Origin of the sequence: Aeromonas finlandensis, assembly GCF_000764645.1 — a bacterium.
In the GTDB taxonomy this organism is placed as follows: Bacteria; Pseudomonadota; Gammaproteobacteria; order Enterobacterales; family Aeromonadaceae; genus Aeromonas; species Aeromonas finlandensis.
The window spans coordinates 1-7051 of sequence record NZ_JRGK01000311.1; the positions used below are offsets into that span (position 1 = coordinate 1).

The 7051-nt window shown below is 57.5% G+C and carries 7 protein-coding genes; 1 reads left to right on the forward strand and 6 read right to left on the reverse strand.

Translation table 11 applies throughout. The features are described from left to right. The 4 genes from LD28_RS0119495 to apbC all read right to left on the reverse strand — a co-directional run. Positions 1 to 591, reverse strand: a 591-nt coding sequence (locus LD28_RS0119495; protein WP_033138573.1) for an inorganic phosphate transporter, incomplete at its 3' end; no start/stop codon positions are given. A 410-nt stretch (positions 592 to 1001) separates the two neighbouring features. Continuing rightward, positions 1002 to 1583, reverse strand: coding sequence for a dCTP deaminase (dcd, locus tag LD28_RS0119500; protein WP_033138567.1), 582 nt, complete (start codon positions 1581 to 1583; stop codon positions 1002 to 1004). Positions 1584 to 1646: 63 nt separating this feature from the next. Further along, a complete protein-coding gene (gene udk, locus LD28_RS0119505) occupies positions 1647 to 2291 on the reverse strand; it encodes a uridine kinase (RefSeq protein WP_033138568.1) in 645 nt (214 codons plus the stop codon). A gap of 110 nt (positions 2292 to 2401) precedes the next feature. Further along, positions 2402 to 3484, reverse strand: a complete 1083-nt coding sequence (gene apbC / locus LD28_RS0119510) for an iron-sulfur cluster carrier protein ApbC (RefSeq protein ID WP_033138569.1) — start codon at positions 3482 to 3484, stop codon at positions 2402 to 2404. 186 nt (positions 3485 to 3670) lie between these two features. Between apbC and metG the strand changes: the two genes are divergently transcribed. Then, positions 3671 to 5704 (forward strand): methionine--tRNA ligase, encoded by a 2034-nt coding sequence (gene metG / locus LD28_RS0119515; protein WP_033138570.1) that lies wholly within the window; start codon positions 3671 to 3673, stop codon positions 5702 to 5704. Positions 5705 to 5908: 204 nt separating this feature from the next. Here the strand turns inward: metG and LD28_RS0119520 are convergent, their stop codons facing one another. After that, a complete protein-coding gene (locus LD28_RS0119520) occupies positions 5909 to 6709 on the reverse strand; it encodes a CHAD domain-containing protein (protein ID WP_033138571.1) in 801 nt (266 codons plus the stop codon). 15 nt (positions 6710 to 6724) lie between these two features. Next, positions 6725 to 6997 carry an acylphosphatase gene (locus tag LD28_RS0119525; RefSeq protein ID WP_033138572.1) on the reverse strand — a complete coding sequence of 91 codons (273 nt, stop codon included), beginning with the start codon at positions 6995 to 6997 and terminating at the stop codon, positions 6725 to 6727. Positions 6998 to 7051: the final 54 nt, after the last annotated feature.

Below are 7051 nucleotides of genomic sequence, written 5' to 3' on the forward strand. Positions count from 1 at the left end.
ATCAACCAGCTGACGCTCTTCCGGCGTTTTGTGGATCTTGTTACTGGTCCAGATGCGCTTCATCGCCAACAGCAGCAGCGCCGCGATGATAAAGCCGATGGTGGGAGAGATGATCAGGGAAAGCATGATATCGATCGCTTTGCCCACGTTGATCCCTTCTGTCACCGGTTTATGGGAGATCCAGGCATAGGCACCGCCTACCCCCAGGATGGAACCGATCAAGGTATGTGAACTGGAAGCCGGGATCCCGAAGAACCAGGTGCCCAGATTCCACACGATGGCGGAAAACAGCAGGGAGAACACCATGATCAACCCTTGGGTGGAGTCCATCCCAAGCAGCAGGTCAATCGGCAGCAGATGGACAATGGCATACGCCACACCCAGGCCGCCAAACATGACGCCAAAAAAGTTGAAGATCCCCGATGCGACGACCGCCAGGTGAGCTGGCATCGCCTTGGTATAGATAACCGTTGCTACCGCGTTGGCGGTATCGTGAAAGCCATTGATAAATTCATAGGCGAGCACAAAAAAAACGGCCAATACCAAACCGATTGACCACCACAAACCCAAACCACTAAACATTTCAAACATAAAAACAAGCCTGTTTATGAGTTGCGGCGGATTATGCCAGATGGCGGCCAACACCATAGCCATCCTTGAAATATTTCAGCCATAAAAAAAAAGAGCTTTTTGCCTAAAAATATCTTAAGGCCAGTCGCCATGCGGCTTGCCAAGGATTAATTAAAGCCGACAACGATTGCTAAAAAAGGGGAAGTCTGTTGATATTTCAGCCAACAAACACCTATTTATGCCTTCTTTTCACCTTTGAAAGCGCCAGAAAAGGGGCAAAAAAACCAGTAGCCTACGCATCTCATCTGACCAGATGGCGCAACTTTGCACAATCCCGTCAATGGGCCCCCTTACTCACCCTGACAACTATCCATAAAAAAGAGGCGCACATGGGTGCACCTCTTCACAACGATGGCAGATAACCTGCAACCTTAATCTTGGTTGATACGGCTGGCGACAGCGCCCTGCTGGCTCTTGTACTTGGCATTTTCCCGCTTGTTGTAAGGACGGGCTGCGGCGCCGGATAGCATCTCGAAGTTGAGTGCTCCGATCTTCATCTTGGGACGCAGCGCCAACGGCAGTTTGCCGCCGTTGTAGAACTCCAGCACGATGCGACCGGACCAACCCGGATCGATCCGGTGCGCAGTGACGTGCACCATCAAACCCAGGCGCGCCAATGAAGAGCGGCCATCCAGCCAGCCGACGATATCGGCAGGCAGAGTAACGGATTCATAGGTCACCGCCAGGGCCAACTGGCCCGGGTGAAGGTAGAAGGCTTCGCCATCGGGGATGTGGATCTCGTCACTCATCACCCGATCGATGGCATCGGCCATCTCGCTGGTCGGTCCGCTCAGATCGATATAAGGAGCGGTATGATCGCGAAACACCCGAAACTCGTTACCCAGCAGCACATCGACACTGACACCACTGATCCGCTCTACACCGGGCCGTGGCTCAATGACGATCTTGCCTTCATCCAGATGGCGTTCGATATCGGTATCACACAGACGCATTGGGCGACTCTCCTGACAAATTGTGCTTTTAAAAAAGCCGGGCATCACCCGGCTTGTTTCATCTTAACCAATCAACATGTGACGAATACGCGCCTTGAGCATGTCGATGGCAATGCGGTTCTTGCCACCACGGGGCACGATCACATCGGCATACTGTTTGGACGGCTCGATAAACTGCAGGAACATCGGACGCACCGTCTTCTGATACTGCTTGAGCACGGAGTCCATGGTACGGCCACGCTCTTGCACGTCACGCACCAGACGGCGCAACAGGCAGATGTCGAGCGGGGTATCCATAAAGATGGAAGCATCCATCAGATCCCGCAGACGGCTGTCGGTCAGCAGCAGGATCCCTTCCAGAATGATTACCCGGCGCGGTGCAAACGGGGTAACTTGACTCAGTCGGGTATGTTCGGTGTAGGAGTACTGGGGAATGGCGACCGCATCACCTTTGACCAGCTGGCTCAGGTGCTGTACCAGCAGGTCGTGATCCAGCGCGTTGGGGTGGTCATAGTTGGTCTTGACCCGCTCTTCCATGGTCATGTGGGTCTGATCACGGTAGTAGCAATCTTCGGTGATCACACCAATCTGACCTGCGCCCAGTTCGGCCACCAGCTCTTCATAAATGGTCTGGGCTATAAGACTTTTGCCAGACGCAGATGCGCCCGCAATACCGATGATCACACACGAATGTTGAGTATCAGACATGACGAATACCTAAAAGAGAAGAGCAGTGGGGATGGTTTAAACCGATCCATTATATAAAAAAGGGTGGGTCATGCCCACCCTCAATTCCCTTTCAAGTGACCGATAGCCGATTATTCATCCAGCGCCATGGCATAGAGGGGGGTCGCAATCGGTTTTGCGCTGAAAAAGAGTTCAGCCCCCACCCTGCGCGCCAGTTTCAAATAGGCCTGAGCCAGGCTCCCTTCCGGTGCACCGAACACCGTCGGGCAGCCATCATCCATGTGCTGGCGGATATCAATGTGCAGCGGCAACTGGCCAAGCAGCGCCACTTGGTACTGCTCCGCCATCTTCTGGCCGCCACCGGTGCCGAACAGCGGCTCATGGTGACCACAGGCACTGCAGACGTGGTAACTCATGTTCTCGATGATGCCGAGTACCGGTACATTGACCTTGTTGAACATGGCGATCCCCTTGCGGGCATCGGCCAGCGCCACATCTTGCGGGGTAGTGACGATCACTGCCGCCGAGGTGGGCACCTGCTGGGCCATGGTGAGCTGGATATCACCGGTGCCAGGCGGCATATCCACCACCAGATAATCCACCTCGCCCCAGCGGGTTTCCCCCAAGATCTGCGCCAGTGCCTTGCTCGCCATCGGGCCGCGCCAGATGGTGGCATCCTGCTCGGAGACCAGATAGCCGATGCTGTTGCTCTTGAGGCCACAGGCCATCACCGGCTCCATCAGCTTGCCGTCATGGCTGACCGGGCGCTCCTTGAGCGTCCCCATCATGGTGGGAATGGAGGGGCCATAGATATCGGCGTCGAGAATGGCGACCCGCGCCCCCTCTTTCTGCAGCGCCAGCGCCAGATTGACCGCGGTGGTGGATTTGCCCACCCCCCCCTTGCCGGAGGCGACCACGATGATGTTGCGAATGCCCTGTACGGCATTGAGCCCCTGTGCCCGCGGCATGCTGGCGACATCGATCGAAAGCTGCCAGTCGATACGGGCGGCACCGGTGGCGCTACGCAACCTGGCATCGTAATTCTCTTTAAGCTGCTCGAGCAGCGAGAGACCGGCAAACGGCAATACCAGCCGGATGGTAAGCCCCTGACCCTGACTGATGACCTCACGGACGAATCCGGCATCGACCAGATCCTTGTGCCAGCCTGCTGGCTTAAATTCGGCGAGGATCTGTTTTACTGAATCAATCACCATTAACTCCTCATTATCTTGTCTTTATCTTGAGGTGAACGGTTACCGCACACAAATCAGTGGCTTGCCTGCCATCGTAACAGCAGGTTCTGCCAAGGTTGGCACAGTCACAACCCTAGGCAGGCTACCCCCAATTCGGGTAACATGCACGGCACTCTATCATCCCAACAAGCACATCAAGAACGTAATATGGCAACTGATCCTCGTAAAATGCTGGTAACCTGCGCCCTCCCCTATGCCAATGGCTCCATCCATCTTGGCCACATGCTGGAACACATCCAGGCCGATATCTGGGTTCGTTATCAGCGAATGCGCGGTCATCAGGTGCACTTCATCTGTGCCGATGATGCCCACGGCACCCCGATCATGCTCAAAGCGCAACAGATGGGGATCACCCCGGAAGAGATGATTGCCGCCGTCTCCAAAGAGCACCAGACCGATTTCGCCGGTTTCAACATCAGCTTTGACAACTATCACTCCACCCACAGCGACGAAAACCGCGAGCTGGCGGAGCTGATCTACGGCCGTCTGAAAGACGGTGGCTTTATCAAGAGCCGTACCATCTCCCAGCTGTTCGATCCGGAAAAATCGATGTTCCTACCGGATCGTTTCGTCAAAGGCACCTGCCCCAAGTGCAAATCCCCGGAGCAGTACGGTGACAACTGCGACAGCTGCGGCGCCACCTACAGTCCGACCGAGCTGATTGATCCGAAGTCTGCCGTCTCCGGCGCGACTCCGGTGATGAAGGACTCCGAGCACTTCTTCTTCGACCTGCCGCAATTTGAAAAATGGCTCTCAGAGTGGGTACGTGGCTCCGGCGCCATTCAGGAAGAGATGGCCAACAAGATGCAGGAGTGGTTCGAGAGCGGCCTGCAGCAGTGGGACATCACCCGCGACGCCCCCTACTTCGGTTTCGAGATCCCGGGCGCACCGGGCAAGTTCTTCTACGTCTGGCTCGATGCCCCCATCGGCTACATGGCCTCCTTCAAGAACCTGTGCAACAAGCGCGGCGACATCGATTTTGACAGCTACTGGAACAAAGACTCCAGCGCCGAGCTCTACCACTTCATCGGCAAGGACATCGCCTACTTCCACTGCCTGTTCTGGCCATCCATGCTGGAAGGTGCCAACTTCCGCAAGCCGACCAAGGTCAACGTGCACGGCTATGTGACCGTCAACGGTGCCAAGATGTCCAAATCCAAGGGTACCTTCATCAAGGCATCTACCTATCTGAACCACCTGGATCCGGAGTGCCTGCGTTACTACTACGCTGCCAAGCTCAACAGCCGCATCGATGATCTGGACCTGAACCTCGATGACTTCGTCGCTCGCGTTAACGCCGACGTGGTCAACAAACTGGTCAACCTCGCCTCCCGCAACGCCGGCTTTATCGCCAAGCGTTTCGACGGCAAGCTGGCGGCCACCTGCGCTGAGCCCGAGCTCTACGCCGAATTCGCCAACGCCCGCACCACCATCGCCGAGGCCTATGAGGCGCGCGAATTCAGCCGCGCGATCCGCGAAATCATGGCACTGGCCGACAAGGCCAACCGCTATGTGGATGACAAGGCCCCCTGGGTTATCGCCAAGCAGGAAGGGGCTGACGCCCAGCTGCAGGAAGTCTGCTCCGTCGGTATCAACCTGTTCCGCGTGCTGATGGCCTACCTCAAGCCGGTGATGCCGCTGCTGGCCGAACGTGCCGAAGCCTTCCTGGGCGAAACCCTCTCCTGGGATGGTGTGGCCCTGCCGCTAACCAACCATCAGCTGACCCCGTTCAAGGCGCTCTTCTCCCGCATCGAACCTGCCAAGGTAGAAGCCATGGTAGAAGCCTCCAAGGAAGATCTGGCCAAAGAGCAGGCACCGAAAGTGACCGGCCCGCTGGCAGACGATCCCATCAGCGAGACAATCGCCTATGAGGATTTTGCCAAGATTGACCTGCGCGTCGCGCTGATCAAGAAGGCCGAAGCAGTACCGGAAGCCGAGAAGCTGCTCAAGCTGCAACTGGATATCGGTGGCGAGACTCGTCAGGTGTTTGCCGGCATCAAGTCCGCCTACAACCCGGAAGATCTGGAAGGCAAGCTGACCGTGATGGTGGCCAACCTGGCGCCGCGCAAAATGCGCTTTGGCATGTCCGAAGGCATGGTGCTGGCCGCAGGCCCGGGCGGCAAGGATCTCTGGATCCTGGAGCCGCAGGATGGCGCCCAGCCGGGGATGCGCGTCAAGTAAGCGTATCGCTGACTGCGACCACAGCCAGATAGAGAAGAGAGGCCAAACGGCCTCTCTTTTTTTGTCTCGCCTCTTTGCCCTGGATAGTTTTTATGGATGGCCATCGCGGATGGCTGCCACACATTGCTACCTCGGGGTTATCCACCACTCAGCTTGGTGGGCGTTACGTTTTGTCCTGAATAACTGACCACCCGACTTGGCATGTCATCCATGTTGTGTGCCTGCCAGCATCGCCAGTTTGAGCGCCACCAGCTCCGCCTGCTGACACTCCAGTTGACGCAAACGGGTGGTGATCTTCCCCTTCAACTGCTGCCGCAGTTTCGTCTGCTTGTAGGTGCGTCCCTGCTCTGCTCGTAACGCCCGCCGCCATTGACGCCAATCCTGCAACTGGCCGAGTCGCTCCTGCCAGTGAGTCAAGGTGCTCAACCAGCCAGGCTCCCCAGCCCCCAGCGCCAAGAGCAGCTCCACACCGTAACGGGCCTGCTTGATCTCAAGGCGCAGCCGATGCCAGCGGCGCAACTGTTGCTGACGGGAGCGGGCAGATTTCCCAACGGAGAGTGTGTGTTCATCGAGCGCGCTCAGCGCCTCATCAAGGCGCAGGGCCAGATGTCGCTGATAGAGCGACGCCAATGCCCACCCATTCGGCACTTGTTCCACCGTCGCAAGCCAGCGGGTCAGTCGCCGCGACAACTGGGGTACCCGGCAGACAGGTTTATGGGTATCAACCGAGCTGGTAAGCGGCTTGCCAAAGCGCTCGGCATAGACTTGTGCATCCCGCAGGGCCGAGAGCCGCCCGACCGCGCGCAGTAGACGCCGCTCCAGCTCGGGGTGATAGACCAGTGGCCGCCACAGGGCAAGCAACGCCAGTAGACGGCGAGCCGCGATGCGGTAACCATGCACGGCCGGTTCGCTGGCCTCTTCGCGCACCGCCAGCGCTGCCTCCTGATAATGGGCGACCCAGCCTTTTGCCTGAGCCAGCAACAGACATTCCTTGTCAGCGTCCATCTCGTCCCCGGCATATCAGTTGGTGTGAAAGCCCTGACCGCTGGGTGGCTGCGCCTCGTCATACTCCATCCGGGTTACTCTGGCGGTGCGCGGGCCATGCTCCAGCCAGCCCAGCATGATCTGCACTCCCTGCGCGGGGCCGCTGATCAGGATCTCCACCGAGCCATCCTCCAAGTTGTAGGCGTGACCGCGCAAACCCAGTTGCAGCGCCCGCTCACGGGTGAAATAGCGAAATCCCACCCCCTGTACCTGCCCCCACACCCGAATGACAAACGATTGCTCTCCCATTTCTCACACCTTCTACTGAAGAAAAAATTCCCGCGACGATAGTGAGCGCGACAC